Here is a 25,076-nt window from a genome sequence, read left to right as displayed (position 1 = left end):
AAAACAATAATATTATCTTCTAAGTCTAAAAACATAAATATATTTCCTTATCATATTTGGCAATAATCTTATTATAAGTCTTATAATGATGTTACTATACATTTTTATAATACCGACATATCCAATCTTATGTAAATTATGTTGAAATGTAATCTCGTTTCTTGCGTAGTCTATTCCACCACGCCTTAAAAAGGCATTGTCGGAAAGTCGAAACCAAAGAAGGCTTTGTTGTATATTGTATAAATGTGAACCGTTTAATATTGCTCTTACCCACAAGTCGTAGTCTTCTAAAAGAGGAATAGCCTTGTAACCGCCAATGTTACAAATAATATTCTTTCTGAACATGGTTGCTGGGTGATTGATAGGATTGCGCGATTTGCCGAATTTGACAATCTCATTATGTGTTTCAGGCGTTTTGCGTGTTGAAATGATGTTCTCTTTATAGCCATAAAATTCATCAATCCATCCGCTAATGATGTCTATATCAGGATGCTTTTCCAGGAAATCTGTTTGTATTTTGAATCTGTCTGGCATACATATATCGTCAGAGTCCATTCTTGCGACTATATTGTATGAACAATGTTTCAGTCCTTCATTAAGTGCAGGTCCAAGTCCTTGATTCTCTTTCAGACATACGGTTTTTATCTCATTATATTTCTCCTGTAGTTTCTTAATCGTATAATGTAGTTCGTCGGTCAGTTTTCCATCTTCAACCAGAATAACTTCATTAGGGCGAAGGGTTTGATTAAAAATGCTGTTAATCGCATCTTTAAGGTATTCCGGTTTCTCCTTATAGTAAACGGATATGAGGACAGAAAAATTCATTATCTATATAATAGTATTATTTGTTTGGCAAAGTTACCCTTTTTCTTCAATCTAGCAAATATAATGATTTAAAGTTTTATCCAGTCATTTGTTGCTGGTGATACTTTCTCATTTGTGTTATACCATATTTTTGGAGCAATCACAATCTTGTCATTATTGTTGTTGAGCCATGCTCCCCACCATGAAAAGGACGAGTTGGCAATAATGCAATGTTTGCATTTTGTCATCAGTTGCATATCCCTGAAATTATCACTACCAGTATTCCAGTCTACATATATTGTTTCTTTACCATTAAGTAGTGGTTCTATGTTTTTTTTGCACCATTGTATGTCATTTGAGAATATGCAGAATAGCGTAGGGACAGTTCTTTTATTTATTTCGTCAATAGCATTTTTATAATATTCTATACCACAAGTGCCATTGAAAAGTTTGTCTTTAATGTAGTCGCCTCTTCTTATATGTATCGAAACGCTATTAATATCTGTTAGTCTATCAGCTAGGGCTTTATTTCTTTTGTCTTGGAGTATAGGGAATAGAAATGCATCCAATATATCTTCACGAATATTCTTGAAGTATTCTTCATGTTGCCAATATCCGTCATAATATTTATAATTAGAACTGGTAATCATTTCTGGCATAATATTGAATGCTATGTCTTCAGAAATCATGTGTCGTCTATTGGGAAGTATTCTGCTGCCTATTCTCCATAATTGAAAATTACAATAAGGATAGGCAACTTTTGCAATGTCGCTATATGAAGCTAATTCAAATTGATTCCCAAATACATTGTCTATTTCAAATCCTTGATGTTTTGTATAGCCGTTAAAGCAATGAACATCAAGTTTCACTTCTTCATCTGTGAAATTCTTTTTCAAAGCTATTGCCAGTGCATACTGAAACATTTGGTTGCCCAATCCACCTATAATCTTAACAATTTTCATGTTGCTTTGAATTTGAATTTAAACCATTGTATTATTTTGTTTGTTGCCAGCATCAGCTTGATCCATAAATTGTCGTTATATGTGTATGTAAGAATTTTTGCATCTTTTGTTAATACATTAGGAATATTAAGGCTGTTTGTTATCTGCCCAGTATTCCCATGTGTCGATGTCATGTAAAGGCTATGGCAGTATTTAATCTTTTTGCCAATACAATTGTTGTAGTACCAGTCCACATCAACTAACCAATGTAAATTCTCATTGAATTTACATGCAAATTCACTTTTTATAGTTAAACAAGCACATGGACCTATTGCATTAGACAAAAATAACATGATAGGATGGTGTATAAAAAACATCTTCATGAACTTGGTAAAATGTGGCATTCTCCTTTTCTGTCCAATATATACTTCTATGTTGCTAACAATCACATCATAGCCTAAGTAGAACTTTTCTTTTATCTGTTTAAGATAAAAAGTATCTTTCATACATTCATCATGATGCATGACGATAGTATAAGTACTATCAACGTATTCTAACCCCGCATTCCAGTTTTTTACCGCTCCCAAAGAAGGGACATTATGGTAATAAAAAAGATTCTCGTTGTTTATCTCTTTACAATAATTATCAATCTTATTATCCGTAGAGTCATCTGTAACCACAATTTTACATATCACGTCTTTTTGTGATATGACAGACTGAATGGCTTTTTCAGCCAGCTCAAGGTTATTGTATGTCGGTATTATTATTGTGAAGTCGTTCATTGCGTAATATGTATTTTATATATCCAGACATACAGACTGTCTTTACGACATATGATATGAGAACTGCAATAGCTAATCCTGTAGCCCCAAATCCTCTTTCAACTAAAATATCTGACATTAGAATCATGGATAATGCCCAAACAAAGTTTAATAATAGGTTACCCCACATTTTATTCTTGCTGTATATTGACATTTCTATAAGATTTGACGCAGACGAGAATATTGTTGATATTGCAAGATATATTAATGGTTGCTTATCAGTAAAGTCTTTGCCGTACATATTCATCATTGATTCTCCAAAAAAGAGAATAAGTAAAACGATTAATGTAGAAATAACAGTAATCAAGCCTAAGTTAACTAACAAAACATCTTTAAATTTCTTGTTGTCATTCAATATACATGATAATATTGGTAGTGCAATCTGGCTTATCGCTGTAGGAATAAATAGCATCATTATTCTCCATTGATCAGCTGCTTCAAAAGAAGCTAGAGTCGCATATCCTTCATGTCTGACCAGTATAGTTCTGACAAGCCAGAATGCAGGTGTTACTGTAAGTGCAGATAATGTTGCTGGTATACTATAATTTATGATTATTTTGTAATCTTCCTTTCGTATATGAGTATCTGAAGCGTTTATTCTATATTCATGATATTTTCGCTTTATAGATACTTTGTTTACTATATAAATACTTATTACCCCTATGCCAAAGCCTAGAATAGCACCGTTTACTCCATAATAATATGCACCGGCTATCATAAATATTGATTGTATAAAACTACCAATAAAAGTGTTAGTCGCAATAGATTTGAAAGCCTCAAATCCTGTAAGTATTCCATTTTGAACTCCGTATATAATGGAGAAAAATAATAATATACTTCCAAATTGTATTGTTGTTGTTAGCGAAGTATCATTAAGACTATATTTTGCAATTAAACCTGAAAAACATAATATTAATATTGTTATTATGATGCCTGCTATAATAGTAAACCTATACGTTAGTTTACAGATAGACATCATGCGACTGACATTTGTCGTCTTTAATTGTGAAATATATTTAGTTGCGGTGACTCCGAATCCAGAAGCACCTAATACTATAAACATATTAATAGTAGACCTGACCATTCCTAGTTGCCCGAATAGTTCTTTTCCAAGAATTCGTGCGCAAAGGAACCCTGCTATCAGAACGCATAACTTGCCTAAAGCCGTACCGGTAAAGGTCCAGAAAGCTCCGCTTATTATCCTATGGGCAATGTCTGATTGTTTGATCTTATCTAAAATAGTCATAATATACCTTATTCTTGTGGATACAGATGATAATAGTGATAGTGAGCGCTAAAATCATACATTTTATATGGTACAATATGTAACCATTCAGGACGGTAGGTGTTTATTCCTATAATTTTTATTATAAATATAAAGGCTATAAATATTTCAAAGCACTTCTTTAATAAATGATGTCCAGTTAACTTGTTAGTTGATTCACCATATATATACTGCGGAGCTACATGTTTTAGAAGCTCAATTAGCATTATAGGCCAAAGGTAATCATTAATTCTTTCAAAAACAAAGAAAACAGGTAAAGTAATTCCGATGCCCATTGCAAATACACATACCCAGAATGCATTACGGTCTGTCTTTATGCTATTATCTTTTTTGTGTATGTAATAGCATACAGATAGTACCAATGTAATTAATAGGCATTCTATAAGTCCTACAATAGATATGGTTTCTCTTTGTATCGCCATTTTGTAATATGGGTTGTTGTGCAAACCCAAAATGGATAGAATCTGGAAAATGAATATAGCTATAAATGCGAAAACACTTAATGTAATAATAACATTTCTTTTATTAATCTTCATCTTCTTAAAAAGAGGAAGCAACAATAACACTATAGCTGATATATGAAAAAGAGAAGCAAACAATATCAGTATGGAATATTTTATATTCTTGTCTTTTTCCAAATATTTGCAATATGCGATATAAAAAATCAAGATGGCTATTGATTGCCTTATTATGCAATAATGCATAAAGAAAATGTAGCTGGTGAGCATAAAGAAGCACACCATTGCAACATTCTCTGCTTTTTTGCATATAAACCATAGGTCTCCTACTGTTACAAGTAATGATGAAAATATTATTATAGTATATGGGTCTTTTGAAATGTATTTTATTAGAAAATGAACAAGTACCTGAAATCCCCATTCAAATTTATCTGCTAGTTTATAGTCAAAGATAGAACCATTGATATAGCTTGTGTATTGTGATTTAGCATAATAATATCCATAATAATGTGGTGTGTCGTTTAGAATAGTTATATCTCTTAATCCGAAGAAAGCAAATAATAAGATAAAACAAGATACTAACTGAAATAACTTCCTTGCTCCTGAGTTAATGAAAACTCGTGAGATAAGGTTTACTACAATGAATGCCGTAAAATAAAGGAAGACTATTAGCATGATATATACTTTTTATTTGTCCTCGTCTAACAACTCTCTAACATTTAGTTTAATCAATATGCCAAATGCCGGCAGAATAATTCCTATCGCAAGTGAAATGAGTATAAGCATAAATCCCTTTGGCGCTACAGGCTCTGTGTCGCCCATAGGAGCAGACAGTATTCTTGTTTTGTATGGAGTGAATGCTTGCGACAACACGTTTTCTTCTCTTTTTTGGAGCATGAAGATATACAGTTGTTCCTGTATCTTTTGTTGACGTTCTGCCGATAAAAGGAATTTTGCTTGCTTCGGGCTTGACTTAACTTGCAAGTCATTTGTGCCTTTCAGTTCGTTGTAGCTAGCCATTTGAATGTCGGCTTGCTTTACAGTATTTGCAAGTGCAGCCTTTATAGACTTTCTCATATTGCTCAATTGCTTTTCTATGTTTTGAACAATAGTATTCGTCTTATTGCTGTTTTCGGCAATACGGTTGTGCTCTAATTGCAGTTTGTTGTATTCCTCTATTTGTGAAGAAAGAACTTTGTCATTACTTAATAAGTTTACTGGTAATGTCTGGTTGGAGTTTGAATGGTTGTCAACGAAATTAAGAATGAATTTCGCCGATTCTCTCTGTCCTCTTAAAGTAGCTATCTCTCCACTTACTTCTGTTGATGTTTCCATTGCCAGTTTGGTGGTTTCGATAACATCAGGCAGATTATTCTTGGATTTGTATGTTGTTATTGTATTCTCAGCCTTGCCCAAATCAGACGTGATTTCTGATATTCTATTGTTGATGAATTGTGTTGTTCTTGAATTTAGTTGATTTTCGTCATCCATCCATTTTTCATTATACACTCTTATCAACATGTTGAGAATATCTTCTGCACGTTGTGGAACCGCATCTTCATACGACAAGTCGATTACCGATCCCATTTCTTCTGTTATTCCTGCATCGAGTTTTTCTTCTATCCCTTTTACTGTTTTTATTGGAGCGTCTTTTTTTACGTTTATTGTCATATCCTCTTTGCCCTTATAGGCTTTAGTTGCCGTGATAGCAATTAAGCCGATAGGAGAATGGTAAACGCTGTTTACAGTTCCGTTGTATTCTGTATCAAATTTATTATTGTTCTTCTTAAGATTGTAAATTCTTACTTTACCTTTTTGCAGTTCAATCTTCATGCTTGCATCATCACAGTCTTTCATCCCGCTGATGTTAACTTTCACAGGCAGACTGTCACCATACAATGGTATCTTTCTGAGGAACGGACGTGTGGAATATGAATAGTCAAGATTGAGTCTTTTCACCACTTCAAGGATGTTTGCAGGCGTCTTCATAGATATTAGTTCATTGCTTACATTTGAAGCTCCTCCCAATAATCCACCGAAACCTTGAATCATACTCAGTCCAGCTGTAAGTTTAGAACTTGGATTTGAGTCATTTTTAATCATTATCTGCGCAGAACGTTCATATACAGGGTTTTTTAATATCAGGTATCCTGTTGTCAGCAACAGACATATTGCAGTGGAAATGATAAACCACAAACGTTTGGCTTTACAATAATTCAGATATTCCTTGAAAGTTATACCTTTTGAATGTTCATATTTTGTTTCTTGCATTATTCTTGTTATTTAAAAATCACTACGGCAATGGTTGCAATCAAGGAGGCTACTGAAATCCAAAAAGAAGTTGACTTCAAATTATTTCCGTTTATAGTAGCTTGTCTTTGTCTTGTATTGTTAGCAGGAACGTAAACAATATCATTCTGCTTAAGATAGTATGCCGGAGAAGACATCGTTTCTTTTGCTGATGTAAGGTTTACGATATATGTTTCTTTTTGACTTCCGTTATCTCTCACCACCATAATGTCGTTTCTCTTGCCGTATATTGTCATATCACCAGCCATACTAAGCGCTTCGAGTATATTGATGTTGTCTTTATCAATATTGATGCTTCCTGGTTTGTTAACTTCTCCTAGTACGGAAACTCTGAGATTGGTGAAATCCAATGTCACGATGGCGTCTTTCACCCCATACTCTTCAACCAGTTTACTCTTTATAGTTTCAGCAGCTTCAGAACGAGTCTCACCACTCAACTTTATCTTTCCAACCATTGGAAAGTCAACTTCGCCATTTGGATCAATGGTATACGATAAAGTTTTCTGCATATTTGGCAAAGAAATATTAAAATGTTCTGTCAGAACTTCATCTTTACTTTTTACGAATATAGAGATCTTGTCTCCAGTAAGGAGTCTTATATCCTTTGGAGTTGTATTGATTATATCGTTGGCCTTTATATCCTGCATGTAATTAACTTTGTCTACAGTCTTACACGATGCAAACAATATTATTATAGCAATAAAAAATATAGATTTTATAGTTCTTGTCATCAGACTTAATGTTATGAATACTTATTTATTATATAAATAATAACTCTTTTTTCACCTGTTTATTATTTATAGATTACAAAAAACATGGGCATAATTTAATATTATGGAATATAGCTATATTAATACTACAACTTCTTCTGATATCAAGGTGCAAAAAGCTTGTTTCTCCCCTAAGAACTATTGTTTTTTAGCTACGCAGCTACGTCAAGGCTTGAAAAGCCTTTAAACAAAGGAAACTGTGGAAGTTAAACAGACCATTTAGCTTCGATGAGCTACGTTTTAGCTACGTCATCTATTTCTGCATATATAATGTACGCGCATTCACGCGCGCACTTAGGGTTTTGAAAAATATAAGTGTCGAAGTGTTAACGTAATGAATGTCAGTATTTTATCGACGAATTTGGCAACATAAAGTGACGATGAATTGACGGTCAAATTTCAAGTTTTGCATGCGTTTCTATATAGAAACAGAAACGTTTTCACGTAGAAACGCAAACGTTTCTACGATGTTTTACCTTCTATTGCTTCGTAAAACGCAATGCATTCCTTCGTAAAACGCACTGTAAAACATCGTAAAATGCATCGAATTTCTTCATAAAGTGCAATGCAATACGATGAAAATTTTCCCCTGTATTTTACCGACGAATAACCGACACTTTATTTTACTCGAAATGAAGTCTAATAAATTGATACTCAATGGATAGACACTTCGACACTTGTTTTTCTGAAAAACCCAGAGTGTGCGCATGCGCACGCACGTGTATTATAATGTTTAGCGCCATAGTAATTAAAACTTTGGCTAACAGTCTAACCTAAACCCTATTGCATGGACAAAAATTTTGCAGTACCTTTGCCAAGAATTCAGCGGAATTCAGCAGAAGATATAAACAAGCTTGAAAATTCTGTTTTCGTTTACTCTATCAATTTGCACATCCTCTATCCCTTTGATACAGCCAACGGTTCTTTGATAAAATAGCTCATAGAATATTTCATTCTAAAAACAACTCAAGTTGACGTAGCTAGAACGTAGCTTGTCGTAGCTAAATGGTCTGTTTAATTTCCACAGTTTCCTTTGTTTAAAGGCTATTCAAGCCTTGACGTAGCTGCGTAGCTAAAAAAATGAAATCGCACAGTATAGGACTGTTGCTTATATATGGCTTACTTATTCTTCCATATCTTTATCAAGGTTGTTTCGCCATAGATATTTCCTTGTCTCATGCACAATGATTCCGTTCAGCAATAAAAGTGAGATTAAGTTTGGTATAGCCATTAGCGCATTCATGCAGTCAGCGATATTCCATACAACAGCAAGGTTGGCGATGCTTCCTATGAAAACGGCTACAATGTAGACAATCCTGTAAGCATACATTAGTTTCTTTCCGCTAAGATATTCTATAGCACGCTCTCCGTAGTAGCTCCAACCGAGTATAGTGCTGAAAGCGAACGTAAGTAGACCAAATGTAAGCAATGGAGCCCCAATATATGGTATCTTACAGAATGCTTGATTTGTCAGTGTTGCTCCGTTGGTATAGTCTATGTCAGGGTAGGCTAGAATACTGCTCACTACTACCAGTCCTGTCAATGCACATATAACCACAGTATCCCAGAATGTTCCAGTTGATGAAACCAATGCCTGACGTACAGGATTACGTGTCTGTGCTGCCGCTGCAACAATAGGTGCCGAACCAAGTCCTGACTCGTTAGAGAACAGTCCTCTTGCGATTCCGTATCTTGCAGCCATCATAATCGTTGTACCTGCTGTTCCGCCTACAATAGATTTTGTGGAGAATGCCGAACTGCATATCATTTTTATCGCTGGCCATACGTAATGTCCGTTTACAAACAAGATGTATATACATCCAAGAACATATAGAATAGCCATGAATGGAACGAGTATTTCACATACTTTCGCAATACTTTTCACACCTCCAAGCAATACTGCTGCGGTGAGTCCACATATAATGCAACCACTAATAACTGGTGATATATGATATGTATTTTGTGCAAGGGTAGCTATTGCGTTTGCCTGAACGGTATTTCCGATTCCAAACGCTGCTATGGCTGTGAATATTGCGAATAGTACTCCCATCCATTTCCATCCCAATCCTTTTTCTAGGGCATACATCGGACCTCCAAGCATTTTACCTTTAGCGGTCTTCTGTCTGTATTTTATTGAAAGTAATCCTTCAGCATATTTAGTTGAAATTCCGAACACACCTGTTAGCCAGCACCATAATACTGCTCCAGGACCACCAAGTGCTATCGCAGTGGCTACACCTACAATGTTTCCTGTACCAATGGTGGCAGCTAAGGCGGTAGACAATGCACCGAATTGAGATACGTCTCCAGATGCATTTTTATCTTTAGTTACCGATAGTTTGATGGCAAGGAATATCTTGCGCTGTGGAAAACGTAATCTTATAGTTAGGAATATATGTGTGCCCAATAATAGAATAATCATTGGCCAACCCCATAGTAATGAACTAAATGTTTCGAAAAAACGGTTTATTACTTCCATTTAATTTGTAAATATAATGAGCTGCAAAGTTATGCAAAATGTCATTATAATACAAATAAATCAGTTTGAAAATAAGTTTTAGTGTGAAAATTCAACCATATTGGTTTAAAAATAGTGGTTTAGCTTATCTTTTGTTATAAAATTCAAAGGTGTACTCTTTATCTTGAGTACACCTTTGAATTTGTTATATGTTTATTTAAGTTTGTTTTGTAGCCAGACATTCATTTGTCCTGCTCCACGATGATTCCATGCATAGTATGGTATCAAAGTGAGATTCACGTTTTTCAGTTGCAAATCTCCATTGACATTGCGTTCCAACACCTGTGCATCAGTCGTTATAGCGTCAACTTTGAATGGTTTTCCATCAGCTTCTGTATTAACGATAGAATAATCGTTTATAAGTTTGAAAGTTGGGGTGTCACGTAGAAATGTGTTTTGAATGCTAACACCATTGTTGTCTGCCCATTCAGCGCAATAAACTAGTGGACCACGCTCAACGGCAACCAAACCTTTGTCATCTTTTACATGATTGTTAGCAACAACCGTTCTTGGCTGCATGTCAAATGATATGGCGATATTGTCACCTTTCTTTATATTGTTAAGGCATACGTATCCTTGTGGATTTATTGTAGCCTCAACTTTCTTACCGTTGCGGGTAATCATCCAAGATGCGTTGCTGTTGTCTGTAAACTTATACAAATCACTTGGCACAACCTCGTTGCGTATCCATCCAGGAATACGAATCATCATATTGGCTTTGCTATTTTTGTTGCTAACAACCTTGATGTTTATATTTCCGTTCCAAGGATATGCGGTAGTTGTATGGAGTTCTATATCCTTTCCTTCAACTTTCAATTTCGCATCGCTCGCCATGAACAGGTTAACGTAAACATTGTTATTCTTTACAGCATAAACGTATCCCGGAATTGAAGGGATAAATCTGCTTAAGTTACTTGGACAGCATGCACATCCAAACCAAGGTTGGCGAGTTGTAGTGCCGTCGGAATTGAACTTGTATACACCGTCTGAAGATAATGGGTTAGGGTAGAAAAATTTACCTCCGTCGACACTCATACCGCTTATTACTCCATTATATAATGTACGCTCGAGGCAGTCAATATATTTAGACTCTCCATGTAACATGAAAAGGCGTAGATTAAGATAACACTGTGCTATTGCAGCGCAAGTCTCATTGTAGGCTGTCATGTTTGGCAGTTCGTAATCAGCACCAAAAGCCTCTCCATCATGTCTTGCTCCAACACCACCAGTGAGATAGTATTTTTTTGAAACTATGTTTTCCCAAATCTTGTCAATAGCTTTTACGTATGCAGTGTCACCTGTTAGTGCGGCAATGTCAGCCATACCGGCATACATATATCCAGCTCTTACGGCATGTCCCCATGCCTCAGATTGTTTAGTCACTGATTTGTCACTCTGCGTATAAAGATTCTTTATACTTGTTCTTCCACGATAATCAAGAAAGAATTTTGCTTCGTCAAGATACTTGTGGTCTCCTGTTGCGAGATATAGTTTTGCAAGTCCCATTTCAGCTATCTGATGTCCAGGTACTACACATGCTTGACCGGGTTTCGGTCCTACTTCTCTTACAACACAGTCGGCATATCTTCTAGCGATATCTAAAAATTTCTTAGATCCTGTTGCCTGATAATGAGCTACGGCAGCATCAAGCATGTGACCAAGATTATAAAGTTCATGGCTTAATACTTCTTCCTGAACCCATCTTTTGTTACCTGACCATGGGTGAGGATGTTTTGGATTCATAGTACGGGCAGTATATAGATATCCGTCAGATTCTTGCGCAGCACTTACGATATTCAGTACACTGTCTATATAATTTTTAAGCTTCTTGTCTGGATAAGATTGAAGAAAGTAGCTAGCTCCCTCTATAGTCTTGTAAACATCTGTGTCGTCAAAAGGGAAAATCATGTATTTGTTTACCACATAGTCATCACTAGGATGGGCGGCTTTTACGAAATTGTCATATCTATGTTCAGTCTGGCATTTGCTGAAAGCCAAAGGAATAGTTACGTCTTTGGCTGCCTTCAGTCTATTGCCCCAAAAAGAACCGGCAGATAGTTTAACTTCAGTGAATGGTACTTGCTGATAAGGATATCCCGTTACAGCAGGTTGTGCATGCAAACTTGCATACATTGCGCATGTAATAATTGATAGAATTAGCTTCTTTTTCATTTAGGTATTGTGATTTACTGATAAATTATTCTGCGAAGATATAAATAATTTCTTTTGTTTGCAAAAATATTCGGGTGTAATTTCAACACTATTTAAATTTCGTTGCTAATCAATGGAATTTATACTATGAAGGGATTCATAATCAATCAAACAATATTTGCCAGACAGCTCCAAATACTGCGTTTTATCTTATGTATTTGTGCCATATTAAAATAAAACAGGAAATAGTTTGGAAGTTCGGCTAATTGGCATTATCTTTGCACCAAATATTGTACATACAATTTAAATCTCGGGGTTGACTGGATTTGACGGCGAGATGAGATGGTACGTAAGCACGCGGAGCCTTGATAGTTTGCTCCTAAATCTGAGTTATCACAAATTTAATTGGCGAAAACAATTACGCTCTCGCAGCTTAATCGAATTATAGTAGATTACTAGCATAATTCCGTCATTAGATGATGGAACGAGACACTGCTCTAAGGATGTTGTTCCGAATCTGAGGGTAAAGCGGTGCAGGAAAATCGGGAATAGTCATGGTAAGCCTCGTTGCTTTGATGAAAATTTAGAGGATAAGGCTTCAGTTGGTGGTCCAGGTCTTGCTGTTGCACGAAAAATTAAGGCTGGAATAAACGTGTAGAAAGCGTATGGTTTCCTTGTGCGGACGTGGGTTCGAATCCCACCAGCTCCACTTGACGAACTCTGAACAAGAGAAAAACGAAAAATGATTAAATCAGATAATCTCCATAACTTCAACGAGTTACGGAGATTATTCGTTTATATACCTCCCTGTTTGGGAGTACATACAGATACCGCCGAAACGCTCAAAACACTCCCAACTGGCTACAATTTGGCTACAGAAAAAATCGATTTTGTAAAATTGTAGCCAGTGATACCATACAGAGTACGCATAGATACCGCATACTTCATTGTTATTCAAAGGATTATGTCGAACTTTGCAGCTGTAAAAAATAGCGCGTAACTCCCCCTAAACGGGGTCGGGAACACGATTTACTTCTGCACTAAAAACTTGTAAGTATGAAGAGTATTTTCAGAACAAGCTTCTATCTGCGAAGCAATTATTTGAACAAAGATGGAAAAGCATCGGTCATGATGCGTATTCATCTTAATGGAGAGAGGATGGCACTGGGCACAACAGGCGTTTGTGTCGATCCTGAAATGTGGGATAGCACACTGGGTAAAGTACGAGGACGAACTAAAGAGGCTCTGGCTACCAATGCGCAACTGACGAGTATAAACACTGATCTTCAGATGATATTCCAGCGATTGGAGTTTTCTGAAGAACTCAGCCTTGAGCGCATCAAATCGGAGTATCTGGGCAAGCGTGAGGATATGGAAACCGTACTCTCATTGTTTACCAAGTATAATAATGATATGTATGCGCAGATTGGTTGTGGAGTTACCAAAGCCAATTATCGTAAGTTTGATATTTGTAAGCGTCACTTTGCCAAGTTCCTTGAAGAAAAGTACGCACGCACAGACCTCAATATCATTGAGCTTACCCCTATCGTCATTCACGATTTCGACGTTTATCTCAAAACGGTGGTTGGCCAATGCTTTAACACGGCCATCAAGACCTTAAAGACTTTCAATACGGTTATCATATTCGGTCGAAAGCCCGTATCCTCATCCGACTGGTGAACATCCTGCATGAGAGATGGCCGGAGACGGTTATTGAACTTCACGGTGACAGCCATTTCTGTAACCATGAATTCATGGATTGGGCGTACAATATATGCATAGTGAGTTTCGCATCCTTGTCAAGGATACGTATTATTTGATATGTTATTATCAGCCTAGGTTACGCTGCAAGTTTCTGCAGAACCTGAATTATTTCATCCCGATGTCGATGATGTGGCGAGAAACTGATTCTGATGTAAGTCTTTACTTCCCGTATGTATACGGCACAGAGTATGATTCTCTTGATGAGACTGTCCATCGTGAAGTTTTCAGCCTGTGTATCCTTGAACAGTTGATGTTTCATGTCATAGTCTGGAAAATTCATTGATGCGCCGTTAGACTTCATTCCCATAGCGTCACCAGATATGCTCGTCATCGTCAAGATCGACAAGCCTGACGCTGGCTGGTCAACTTCCACAAGGCTTCCCCTGCACCTTACTCTTGCCCTTATCGCTACCTTTCTCCATCTCCTCGAGCTCCGCTAGGAAGCATTCCCTGCACAGCATGCGTCTCACATATTCTTTCATGATGATTTATTTTAAATACAAACATATGGTTCCATGTCGCGAATATAGGAAATATCCGGCGATCCGACCATGCCCATGTGCGTATATGGCGAATGAAGGGAGAAATCTTAATGGCTCACTGATCTTACAGTGAAGGGACGACAGTCAGAGTGTCATCCACAAGATGGATATCGAGCAGAAGGACACACAATAGGTCAATACCTTGCGAAGCTCCCATTCGTACCTGCCAAGAACAGCATACAGAAAAAGGCGATTGATGAAACATCAATCGCCTATACCCAAGAGTGTGACCTTGCTACTGTCTGATTAGTATACAAGGCATGTGAACTCGCAGATAGGACTGCAGAAGTCCTGCTGCTGTGTCTGGTTGCGGATTGCTACTGGAGCTGTCTCAATGCGCTCTTCAAGGTCCTCCATGTAAGCCTGATCGAAAAGATCATTGTTCACTGACTTGATAACATTCTTCGTCATAATCGTAATAATTTAATTGATTAATAAATAGGGTTGACTAATACATGATTAGTAAACAAGGCAAGTGAAGTCACAGATAGGACTGCAGAAGTCCTGCTGCTGTGTCTGGTTGCGGATTGCTACTGGAGCTGTCTCAATGCGCTCTTCAAGGTCCTCCATGTAAGCCTGATCGAAAAGATCATTGTTCACTGACTTGATAACATTCTTCGTCATAATCGTAATAATTTAATTGATTAATAAATAGGGTTGACTAATACATGATTAGTAAACAAGGCAAGTGAAGTCACAGATAGGACTGCAGAAGTCCTGCTGCTGTGCCTGGGTGCGGACTGCTACTGGAGCTGTCTCAATGCGCTCTTCAAGGTCCTCCATGTAAGCCTGATCGAAAAGATCATTGTTCACTGACTTGATAACATTCTTCGTCATAATCGTAATAATTTAATTGATTAATAAATAGGGTTGACTAATACATGATTAGTAAACAAGGCAAGTGAAGTCACAGATAGGACTGCAGAAGTCCTGCTGCTGTGCCTGGGTGCGGACTGCTACTGGAGCTGTCTCGATACGCTCCTCAAGGTCCTCCATGTAAGCCTGATCGAAAAGATCGTTGTTCACTGATTTGATGATGTTCTTTGTCATAATCGCCAATAATTTAATTGATTGATAAATAGGGTTGAATGATTCCTGACTAGTACACGAGGCACGAGAACTCACAGATAGGAGCACTGAATTCTGGTGGCTCTGGTTTTACCTCCTCCTCATCTTGAGTACGAATTGTGACAGGTGCGATCTTGATACGCGCCTCCAATTCCTATAGTAACTCTGATCGAAAAGGTCATCGTTAACTGATTTGATAATGGTCTTTGTCATGATCGTAATATTTTTATTTGATTGATAATATCGAACACACCTATACAGCTTGCTCCCATTTCTTATCCTGCTGGAATTCTCCAAAGAGACCCCACATGCACATCGACCCGAAGATAGGACGGTTAAGGTCGAAGGTGTCGATCAACTCACTAGGAGAGATCGAGAGATGCTCTGACTTCACGATGTCGGCCCCAAGGATATGGGAAGTAACGATGATTTCCTTCTTCCCTATGCAGCATGCGATGGCGGTCTCCACAGCCTTTCCGCTCTTGAAGGCCTTCTTGGCGAGATATCTCACTAGGAGGTTCAGCGTGAGGTCAGCCTTACTTCCATCCTTGGAGAATGGAGCGCCTCCACCAATGCGGGCGTTGCCACCGTAGAAGTCCACGACAAGCTTTCTGCCGGTCACGCCACAGTCAGCGATGGAGCTGTGCTTGCGGAACACACCTGTGCCGTTGATGATGAGATGGTAATCGCCCTTGACGGAATTTCTTACCAGCTCCTCGACCTTTGAACTGTCCTCACTATCCCTGAGAGGTATTGCCACGATGATCTCCTTCACGACGTCGTCGTCCGTGACGACCTGGGTCTTGATGTCCAGTCCTCCGATCCCGCTCTCGAAGAGGAGATGGTTCACTCGCTTGGCAAGGGTATGGTCCAGCGGCATGCCGAAGGTATCGTCGTTTGGCTCGGCGTATCCGAAGAAGATTCCCTGGTCACCCCCATCCCTCACCGTCTGGACGATACCCTCCTCACCAAGGACGGCATTGGATGAGACCTCGCCACCAAGGGTGACATACTGGTCCTTGATCTGGATCTCCACGGTGAAGCGTGTGTTCGGATTCTACTTGATGTATTCGTCTAGCAATGACTCTGAGATGTAATCCGCAATCTTGTCTGGGTGTTCTGGAGACACATATTCTGAAAATCTGATCATGATATTTATATTTTTATTGTTTTATTCGAAATACTTCTTATTATTGTGGTAGACCTTGTTGACGGAAGTCTTGAACAACTCCCTCACAAGCTTACAGCTATGTGTCTTGGCTTTCTGTGGGCAACCACCACGGCACAGGAACACGAACTTGCACTTTGAGCAGGAATCCTTCTCAGATACATTGTGAGAATGGATCTCCTCGAGGTTAGGGAAGAACTTGACCCCGTCTTTACCGTATTTTCCGACCACCTGGCTTCCATCGCCTACTCGTTCCCAGCAAGCGTAGATGTTATGGTATGGGTCGAGCAGGTAAGAATTGGAAGGTGCGCCGCAATACGTAGGCTGCAGCATCAGGCGCTGGCCTTTGGTGATGGAATCGGAGATACGCTTGTAGAAGCCCTCGTCCTCGAAGTTGAAATCCGGATGCTTCTCGTAGACGTCGATATAGTCCTTGTGGGTCATATAGTTGACTTCCTTGGCCTTGTCGTCCTTCTCCTTCAGGTCATTAAGGTAATCATAGATCAAGGCGCTGTTGAGCTGGAACAATGGGTTCTTGTAGAAGCCTTTCTTCTCGAAGAGCTCATGGAGGACACTGATCTTGTCGATGTTCTCGATGTTCGTGTTCATTCGGATGGCTATCTTGCATCCCTTGTTCAGGGCCATCTCGACATTAGATAAGATCTTGTCGAAGGTTGGGACGCCGTCCTTATGGACACGGGTGGTGTTGTGCTGGTCACGAGGACCGTCGATGGTGATCTGCAAGGCTCCCAGCTTGTCCGGACCCAGGATGTCCTCATAGTTCTCGAGCTCGAAACCATTCGAGATGGCGGCGAATCTGTATCCCAGGCTGACACCTTTATTTACGATATACTTGACTGCCTCCTGGTTCTTCTTCAGCAGAGGCTCGCCTCCATAGAGGAGCAGTCCCTGGTATCGTTTCTCCTTGACTGGCTCAATAGTCGCCAATGCCTCGTAAGCCTCGTCCACGATCTCCTTGGTGAAAGCCTTCTGTGACCAGTCCTTTCCGAAGTTAGAGATCCTTGACTCATAACAGTATGGACATCTGAAATTACAATTATATGTGATGAGGAACCCGAAGCACTTGATACCCTTGAGGTTCTGCTTGTGGAGCAGGTTAGCCTGGTCCTTGACATGCTGGACTTCCTCCTCAGGAGTCTTGTCCGTGATATAGCCACGCTTGTTCAGTAGGTCGTAATTCTCCTCGCAAAAAGGGAAGGTACCACGATCCAAGGAGTCCTTGTTATTCTTTAGATAGGTAGCCAACTCACGATCGATAAGGTCGAGCGCTCCTGTGTAACCATGAACCAACATATTCTTGTTCTCATCCGTGATCTCTGTGTCAATCACATAATTTGATAATCTTGCCATAACTTATTAATTTTATAATTAGAAATTTCAAACCTGCATCTTACTTCAAACTGTACTATCAGTTCTTTTTTGATGACGATGCAAAGTTATGAAAGAGAAATAAAATTAAATTTTTTTTTGCGTTTCAAAAAGGTTTCAAAATACGTGTAAATTTCTGTAACACTGATTTTTACGCGTTTTGAAACGAAACATTTTACGAAACATATTATAATTTATTTTATATCCGAGATTATTAAAGGGATACAAACAATATATCCCAATATCATTTATGATATCGGGAGGAGAAAAAAACGGGATGAGACTAGGCCATGGGACTGATGGTCCATTCCTTATAATCGGATTGGTCCTGATCACTGGACACATCCAAGTGTCCTCATGGAAAGGAGCATAAAAAAGTCTCCCAATACCACTGAGCATATCGGGAGGCGCAATCAAAGGGTCTCATGTGAGGGAACTTCCCTTGGATTTATTTCATTATGGAACTTGGATAGATCCTGCTGGAGTTGTTGCTTTCCGGATTCGCCTTCTTTCCGACATTCAGTCGCCAAGCGGCCTTTAGGTAAGCGTTTGCTTGCTCCATCTTGTCGAATGTGGAGTGAGCGTAACCATAATTGATGTCGGAATAGGTCGACTTCAGGTAATTACGTGGGGTGAATAGGTTGTTGACTCCAACCTCCAGGAGCCATCGCCCTAGATTATATCTAGCGTTGGCGCCCCACCTGAAGAAATCCTTCTCCTCGATTCCAGTATTCTCGAGGCGATTCTCCTTGACCTTTCCATAGACATTGAGCATCATGTCCTTATATGTGTATGTGGCATCGAGTCTCATCCTCCATGTATCCTTGCTCTTGTCAAGATAGCCATTGAAATTGTTGTGGATATAGGCGAGCTCCGATTTCAGCACGAGCGCGCCGGTGATGTTCCAGGTGCCGAAGAATACGGCGAGGTTCTGGTAGAGGTCGGCGCCAGAGGTATATGTAGAGACCATGACATCGTCCTCGACAACGAATTGTGGGACCGCCAGATGAATATAAGTGTTGTTGATGAGCATCAACTGGAAATTGATATTCTTCAAGAACACGTTATAGGCGAGGCCAACATTGTAAATGCGTGTGATGTCCTGCTCCGCGTTTCCCCTATGCTGGAGGAAAGGATTCCTGCCAAGGCTGACCTGATTGAAGGTGTTCAAGGTCGGGAAACTGTTGCCCACGTTGACGTTGAGGGTGAAAGCGTGGCGCTCGAACGGAGTGTATCGGAGTGTGACGCTTGTCCTTGGGAGCAGTTTGCTGGTCTTTGCAGCCCCCTCCAGGCGATACAGGAGCCATGACGATCCTGCCTGGAGGTTCAGCATGAGGCTCTTGCTGATATTATTCATATAGCCAGCCTGGAGTATTCCCTCATTCGAGTAGAAGCGCTGGCCAAGGTTGACGCTTCCCGTATACAGGGCGTTGCTCCTTGTGTAGTTGTCTGTCATCACCAGGCTAAACTTTTGAGACTTGACCATCTTGCTATAGCTGACGAAGCTCTTCAACTGCCAGATGTCCTCATTGACATTGGAAAGGAAACGGTAGTCTTCTTCCTGGATGTCGTCGCCATAATGGTTGTCGCCATAAGAGAAATCCACGTTCGCTGACAGCATCTGGCCTTGGCCCAGGACGAAATTGCCAAAGGCGTTGACCGCGGGATAAAAGCTACGTGAGGAACAGCCCTCGCTCTGGCGCGATGCCTTATCCCCTAAATCGTCGACGGTGACCTTGCCTGAAACCACATGGAAAGGGTCCTCGTCACGCACGGTCGATACCTTGACACCCATGTTATAAGTACTTGCGGACTTAGTGACGTTGAGCTGGAGATACTGGTTGTCATTCTTGTAGCGGCTACCAAGAATATCAGTGGAACGCAGGACGTTATATCCAGGGAAACCATACTCCTCCCTCTCATGTGAACCAGCATTGCCAAAGTCTGAGAGGTCATTGCCGGCGAACAGGCTTACCTTCGAATGCTCGAAGTTCCATTGCGCGGTGGCATTGAAGGTATTCCTCATATAGCCGATGTACTGTGTATCATCAAAGGCATAGTAAGCGCCGCTAGTGCTTGAACGGGTGATGATGTTCAAAGAGACTGGGTCGTTGATAAACTTGCCCGAAGTGATGTCGATATAGTCGATGCGAACGATGGAACTAGGCTTGATGTTCCTGAGCTCTGCATTGTTGGCCTTCTCGCCATTGATGTAGACAGCCACCTGCTGACCGAGCCTGGTGACACTTCCTCTTCGACGATCGACGTCGAGGCCAGGGATCATGATGCCATAGATGACGTCGAAGCCATCAGTAGATAGCTTCAACTGTCCTTTCTGGGGAATTATCGTCATGCCATCGCTCTTCTTGATGACCTTGTCCGCCTTGACCTCGACGGCTCTGAGGGTGAAGGTGCTGTCCTTTATATGTAGTCTCAAGGAATCGCCTTGTTGCTGTGCGCCAGCATTGGGAACCACGGCAAAGAGTATGGCTACGGCCGCCATAGCCTTCTTGGATTTGATATATCTGATATTTGCTATAAGCTGCATCGTGAACATTTTGAAGATGGAAAAATATGTGATGGCGATACACGCCATGAAAAGCAATTGTGGGATGAGGTATGAGACGAATTCCCAGCTAACCTCACCAGAGGAAATATTGAAGAGCACCTGCTGGTACCAATGAGGTATGTTCTGGACGAAGTGCCAAGTGAACACCGGCATCCAGTAAAGCAATACGAACCCGATGAACAATATCGAGACGATGGAATACACAATCGAGACGTATCGGGTAGCCTTGGAATAATACATGAAGGCAGGCTTCTCGTCACCACACTTCCCAAAGAGGCGCTTGATGCAATACATGAGGTACTCAATGCCTTTCTTGCGCAGGTTAGGAACTCCCAACATGTCAGAAAGGATCCAGTAGCCGTCGAACTTGAAGAGCGGGTTGAGCACCAATATGAAATTCAAGTTGAATGAGAGCAGGAGATATGCGAGGAGATCGCTCCGGGTGATGTTATAGGCTATATAGATAGGTATGAGGAGGATCATCTGGAAATAGACGCCACCAAGGTTGACGACGACACGCTTGTCGCGGGACAGATGCCAGACGTTGGATACGTCCGCATAGAACACCAGCATGTTCAAGTACACGCAAACGCCGATGGCTCCTGGAGGGATGTTGTAGTAACAACAAGCTGAGGCGTGGCCGAACTCATGGAAGAGCGTGGAAAGCAGGATCGCAACATATACCACGACAAGCGTCGTGAGGTTCACCTTTTCAAGCGTCAGGTATTCTCCACCAGTGGTGAACAAGAAAGCCGTGAGCAGGGCGAAATTGATCGCCAGCACGAGATAATAGAACTTGAAGGCGAACAACGACTTGAGCGTACGGCCAATCTCCGCGACCCTTATCTTGCCGATGATCTCCTTCTTGAAAAGGAAAGGACGTATCTGTGGTTCCTTCTTGCTGTCGGAAAGGATAGCCTCGAACTTCTTGGATAGCTTGAGCTCAAGCTCATCGAATGACAAGTCACGATGGAGGACCTCACGGAAGTTCTCTACCAACTCGTCCGCCCCATTCGAGCCTTGCACGATGTCGACCAAATGCTTGGTGTTGTAGTTTATCGCAAAATTCCTGTCATTGTAAGACAGGATGTATTGCTTCTCCACATGGGAGGAATCCATTTCCTGGACCCTGAATTCTTTGATTTTTTGAACTACATTCATAAAATAAATTTTAAATAATCGAATTTATGCCGCAAAGGTAGTCAAAAATCCATCTAAAAAGAAAAGAAGAGCGTTACGGCTCCGCTTCAATTTGGGATATGGGGGGTTTCAAAAAATGAAACAACCCGTATCACTCTAATTTAGAGGCTTTTAAGCGAGATTTGATAACCCTGATGGTTCCACTGCTTATGACCATTATATCCTGTATCACCTCCTCTGTCTTACCCATGTCCTTCAGCGCCAGGAAGAACTGGTACCTAGGGGAGATATGGTCATACTCGGCCTGCAACTGGGTGACGAACGGCAAGTCAACCACCTTATAGTATTCCAGGAAATTCTCATAGTCCCTCTTGTTCCATGTGAGGGTGTTCTTGCCATCGAGAATGTCCTGGTAAAGTATCTGCCCATTATAGAGAATCTTCGACTGTCGCTTCTGGATGGTGTCGATCTTCTCCTGGATTTTCTTCTCCTCCTGGACAGAGTCCTCCGACTGGCTGCCCTTCTCCTTCAGCTTGTTGAGCTTGTCCTTATACACGTTCAGCATGGTCAGGTTCTCAAGGGAATTCTTCTTCCAATGCTCATTCTTAAAACGCAGGTAGATGTATATGGCTATCACCAGCAATATGACGATGAAAACGATGAAGAATCCCTCGGACAGCCTCCGCTTGAAACGCTGGTGCTCAATCTGGCTTGCGAATTGCCTCTGCACCAGGGTGAGGCTCTCGTCCTTCTGCTCCTTGAACTTCCCGGCCTGCAGCTTGTTGATGTTCATCGAGCATTCCAGGGCCTTCTTGTAATCGCCCTTGGAAGAATACATCGACAGCATGTTGCTGTATACGAACATCTTGGTTGACTCGTCGTTTGTGGCCAAAGCCTTCCTCAGGTACTCCTCGGAAGTGTCCAGGTGCCCGTCCTGATATTCCAGGATGGCGAGGCCCGAGTAGGCCGTGGCGTCCTCATTGGCCTTGATGGCCTTGGAAAAATATACTCTCGCCTTGGCCGGGTCGCTGTCGATGACGGTCGAGCCCAGAGAGACATAGAATTGCGCTTGCTCCTTACGAGGCACCGAACTGATATATTCCATACTTTTGTTGAGGAACTCCTCCGATTTCTCCATCAGCCTCAGGTCATAGTATGTCGTTGCCATCATGGCGTAAGCATACGCCAGCCAGTTCTTGTCTCCCGCCAAGGTGGACAGGTAAAGGTTCTTCTTTCCATATGACAGGGCTGAGCTGTATTCCTCCGCGGTATTGTACCAGTCAAGAATGAGCTCGGTGACCTTATGCTTCAACGCTATGTCGTTCGTCTGCTCCGCATGGTAGTCGGCCTTGCAGATGTTCCAGAAAGCCTTCTTGACTTGCCCCTGGTCATAATTATAGATCGCGAGATAATAATAGCATTCGGCAATCCTATTGTTGTCCTTCTTGTCGATGAAATACCTGAGGCACTGGTTTACGAGGGTATCCGACTCCAGGTTGTATCCCTCCAGGTTGTCCACTCTCGTCCTGAGAAGGGCATAGGTGTTCTTGGAGTCGTTATCTTCCAGATCCGAGTAGTTTATCGTCTTGAGAAGGTGGATGGCCGAATCGTTCTCCTGCCTGTCAAGATAACGCTCAACCTTGGATAACTTCTCGCTCTCCGAATTCCCGCAAGATAAAAAAGAAAGAAGCATTAAACTAACTATAGTTGATTTCAAGAGTAGTGTTAATCGATTCATGGACTAAATATTTTCTGCAAAGATAATAAATTTTGGTAGAGAAATATACCTTTTGTAGGATAAATTTATCTTAAAAGTCACAGATATAAAAAATGGGCTCGGAAAAACCGAACCCATAAGCAAGAGATCTTATAGATAGACGTCATCCCGACGCATTACTTTATATTTTTATCCACTACATGGATCACTCCGAATATACCAGGGTTTTGCCAGAATACACTCTCAACGACTTGCTCGAAAGATCGTCATCATAGAAAAGAGTGAGCATCCCGCCTGCGTTCACGGTCGCCTGTTCGACCATGTCGACAAGCATGCCGTCCTCATACAGCTCGACCCTCACGTCCTTCAAGCTAGTATTGAAATATATTGTAGCGGTTCCCATGTCATATTCAGAGAGGACTGCCCTCACGTTGGGGGCTGGAGATCTTCTAGGAGCATGGACCGGTATGATCACACCTACTTCATCTGTATGGTTGTCAGGGACATCAGGGGTGTTTGCTAAAGCATTCATACCATAGATTGTAGAACCAAGAATAATAACTGCTAATAATAATACTTTCTTCATAATAATATTTTATTGATTAATAAATTCTGATTGAATTTTTCTGATGCAAATATAGCAAAGATGATTTATAAACACCAAAAAAATGCGTTACAAAAATGATTTCATGTTTCGCCCAAAATACAACATAAACCTATATGTATCAGTGTGTTACCAAAATTGAAACGCATCGCAAGCATCAAAATGGTAACAAATAGATAGGTCTTGCACCATGCACTGAAAAATTGTAGCCACAAGCTTTCTAAAACATTTTCACTCAAACATTTGGAAGATGTATCATCTTTTTGTAATTTTGAACCCGAAAACAAGAAGTCTATGCGACTTCTGTACGTTCTCTCAAAAATATCTGAAATGGCTACAGATTGGCTACAGTAAAAATTGAGGTGTGGCTAAATTTCTGAAAATCAAGGACTGATATAGGTAAGTTCATTTACCACCAGCTCCACGGGTAATGCTTGATAAGATCAAGCAAAAACATTACACCCGACTTTACATAATTTTATGTATAGTCGGGTGTTTTGTTTTTATTACATTATAAATAATTACACGATGTAATATTTCTTAGCTAATTCCATTATGGCATGCAGATTTGGCATGGGTATACCATAATTGTCAATTTTCACAAATTTATTTATGTTGTATTGCTCTACGCCTCTGCATCCTCTTGGGTCGTCAATAACAGTTTCGCACAGAACTGGCTCAACCAATAGGCGTGCGCCCCTAGGATATTCGTCATAGTTGTTGATATATCTTTTTATAAGGTCGGTGACCTCATTGATGTAGGATTTAATATCCTCAATTCTCTTCTTCATAGGTTTCTATATTTTGTTAGACTTTGAGTGCAAATATAGCGACTCACTATTGATTGGCAAAATGTGTGCCTAATATTTGCAAAATATTGTCTTACCTTCACATTCATGTAAATATAGAAAGATATTTTGACAAAAAGTAATTCTTTTTAAATTAAACCTTTTGTCATATCATGAGTCTATACATAAAGCATCTGACAAGAACATTATTTTACTTGTCAGGATAGCGATTAGTTATTATTTTGGCTTAAAAAAGGGGTGACCGTGAG

20 protein-coding genes, 1 other RNA gene and 1 pseudogene are annotated in these 25,076 nt (G+C 40.2%); 2 read left to right on the top strand and 20 right to left on the bottom strand.

Translation table 11 applies throughout. From position 1 onward, the window contains the following. Nucleotides 1-12 precede the first annotated feature (12 nt). The 9 genes from HEQ28_RS07000 to HEQ28_RS06960 form a co-directional block, all read right to left on the bottom strand. Nucleotides 13-825, bottom strand: coding sequence for a glycosyltransferase (locus HEQ28_RS07000; protein WP_434501560.1), 813 nt, complete (start codon nt 823-825; stop codon nt 13-15). A 68-nt stretch (nt 826-893) separates the two neighbouring features. Further along, a complete protein-coding gene (locus tag HEQ28_RS06995; RefSeq protein WP_434501559.1) occupies nt 894-1,766 on the bottom strand; it encodes an alpha-1,2-fucosyltransferase in 873 nt (290 codons plus the stop codon). Continuing rightward, nucleotides 1,763-2,527, bottom strand: a complete 765-nt coding sequence (locus tag HEQ28_RS06990) for a glycosyltransferase family 2 protein (protein WP_434501558.1) — start codon at nt 2,525-2,527, stop codon at nt 1,763-1,765. Before HEQ28_RS06990 ends, HEQ28_RS06995 begins: the two co-directional genes overlap by 4 nt. Then, nucleotides 2,490-3,812, bottom strand: a complete 1,323-nt coding sequence (locus HEQ28_RS06985) for an oligosaccharide flippase family protein (protein ID WP_434501557.1) — start codon at nt 3,810-3,812, stop codon at nt 2,490-2,492. Before HEQ28_RS06985 ends, HEQ28_RS06990 begins: the two co-directional genes overlap by 38 nt. 8 nt (nt 3,813-3,820) lie before the next feature. Beyond that, complete coding sequence (locus HEQ28_RS06980) at nt 3,821-4,984, bottom strand: EpsG family protein (protein ID WP_434501556.1); 1,164 nt, start codon at nt 4,982-4,984, stop codon at nt 3,821-3,823. A 12-nt stretch (nt 4,985-4,996) separates the two neighbouring features. Further along, nucleotides 4,997-6,580: a GumC family protein gene (locus HEQ28_RS06975; RefSeq protein WP_434501555.1), complete on the bottom strand. Its 1,584-nt coding sequence runs from the start codon at nt 6,578-6,580 to the stop codon at nt 4,997-4,999. An 8-nt stretch (nt 6,581-6,588) separates the two neighbouring features. Continuing rightward, nucleotides 6,589-7,350 (bottom strand): polysaccharide biosynthesis/export family protein, encoded by a 762-nt coding sequence (locus tag HEQ28_RS06970; protein ID WP_434501554.1) that lies wholly within the window; start codon nt 7,348-7,350, stop codon nt 6,589-6,591. Between the two features lie 1,162 nt (nt 7,351-8,512). After that, entirely contained in the window at nt 8,513-9,868 is a 1,356-nt protein-coding gene (locus HEQ28_RS06965) for an alanine/glycine:cation symporter family protein (RefSeq protein ID WP_434501553.1), read from the bottom strand. Nucleotides 9,869-10,060: 192 nt separating this feature from the next. Beyond that, complete coding sequence (locus tag HEQ28_RS06960; RefSeq protein ID WP_434501552.1) at nt 10,061-12,079, bottom strand: glycoside hydrolase family 127 protein; 2,019 nt, start codon at nt 12,077-12,079, stop codon at nt 10,061-10,063. Between the two features lie 291 nt (nt 12,080-12,370). Here HEQ28_RS06960 and ssrA point away from each other — a divergent pair. Next, nucleotides 12,371-12,770: a transfer-messenger RNA gene (gene ssrA / locus HEQ28_RS06955) on the top strand. A 344-nt stretch (nt 12,771-13,114) separates the two neighbouring features. Next, nucleotides 13,115-13,714, top strand: a pseudogene (locus HEQ28_RS06950) (phage integrase SAM-like domain-containing protein); the annotation flags it as partial. A 184-nt stretch (nt 13,715-13,898) separates the two neighbouring features. Here the strand turns inward: HEQ28_RS06950 and HEQ28_RS06945 are convergent. The 11 genes from HEQ28_RS06945 to HEQ28_RS06895 form a co-directional block, all read right to left on the bottom strand. Continuing rightward, nucleotides 13,899-14,195, bottom strand: a complete 297-nt coding sequence (locus HEQ28_RS06945) for a hypothetical protein (protein WP_434501551.1) — start codon at nt 14,193-14,195, stop codon at nt 13,899-13,901. Nucleotides 14,196-14,610: 415 nt separating this feature from the next. Next, nucleotides 14,611-14,775: a hypothetical protein gene (locus HEQ28_RS06940; RefSeq protein ID WP_434501550.1), complete on the bottom strand. Its 165-nt coding sequence runs from the start codon at nt 14,773-14,775 to the stop codon at nt 14,611-14,613. Between the two features lie 48 nt (nt 14,776-14,823). Then, complete coding sequence (locus HEQ28_RS06935) at nt 14,824-14,988, bottom strand: hypothetical protein (protein ID WP_434501549.1); 165 nt, start codon at nt 14,986-14,988, stop codon at nt 14,824-14,826. A 48-nt stretch (nt 14,989-15,036) separates the two neighbouring features. Next, nucleotides 15,037-15,201 (bottom strand): hypothetical protein, encoded by a 165-nt coding sequence (locus HEQ28_RS06930; RefSeq protein ID WP_434501548.1) that lies wholly within the window; start codon nt 15,199-15,201, stop codon nt 15,037-15,039. Between the two features lie 48 nt (nt 15,202-15,249). Continuing rightward, the gene (locus HEQ28_RS06925; RefSeq protein WP_434501547.1) at nt 15,250-15,489 is read right to left on the bottom strand and encodes a hypothetical protein; all 240 of its coding nucleotides are present in this window, start codon (nt 15,487-15,489) and stop codon (nt 15,250-15,252) included. Between the two features lie 196 nt (nt 15,490-15,685). Further along, nucleotides 15,686-16,468, bottom strand: a complete 783-nt coding sequence (locus tag HEQ28_RS06920) for a methionine adenosyltransferase domain-containing protein (RefSeq protein ID WP_434501546.1) — start codon at nt 16,466-16,468, stop codon at nt 15,686-15,688. A 135-nt stretch (nt 16,469-16,603) separates the two neighbouring features. Beyond that, a complete protein-coding gene (locus HEQ28_RS06915; protein WP_434501545.1) occupies nt 16,604-17,971 on the bottom strand; it encodes a radical SAM protein in 1,368 nt (455 codons plus the stop codon). Nucleotides 17,972-18,437: 466 nt separating this feature from the next. Beyond that, the gene (locus HEQ28_RS06910) at nt 18,438-21,719 is read right to left on the bottom strand and encodes a hypothetical protein (RefSeq protein WP_434501544.1); all 3,282 of its coding nucleotides are present in this window, start codon (nt 21,717-21,719) and stop codon (nt 18,438-18,440) included. Between the two features lie 130 nt (nt 21,720-21,849). After that, nucleotides 21,850-23,436 (bottom strand): tetratricopeptide repeat protein, encoded by a 1,587-nt coding sequence (locus HEQ28_RS06905; RefSeq protein WP_434501543.1) that lies wholly within the window; start codon nt 23,434-23,436, stop codon nt 21,850-21,852. Nucleotides 23,437-23,620: 184 nt separating this feature from the next. Beyond that, nucleotides 23,621-24,001 carry a hypothetical protein gene (locus HEQ28_RS06900; RefSeq protein WP_434501542.1) on the bottom strand — a complete coding sequence of 127 codons (381 nt, stop codon included), beginning with the start codon at nt 23,999-24,001 and terminating at the stop codon, nt 23,621-23,623. 539 nt (nt 24,002-24,540) lie between these two features. Further along, nucleotides 24,541-24,810, bottom strand: coding sequence for a hypothetical protein (locus HEQ28_RS06895; protein WP_434501541.1), 270 nt, complete (start codon nt 24,808-24,810; stop codon nt 24,541-24,543). Between the last annotated feature and the right edge of the window lie 266 nt (nt 24,811-25,076).

Source organism: Prevotella sp., assembly GCF_051059605.1.
In the GTDB taxonomy this organism is placed as follows: domain Bacteria; phylum Bacteroidota; class Bacteroidia; order Bacteroidales; family Bacteroidaceae; genus Prevotella.
Note: the sequence above shows the minus strand (reverse complement) of the source record. Positions and strands in the feature narration are given on the sequence as shown.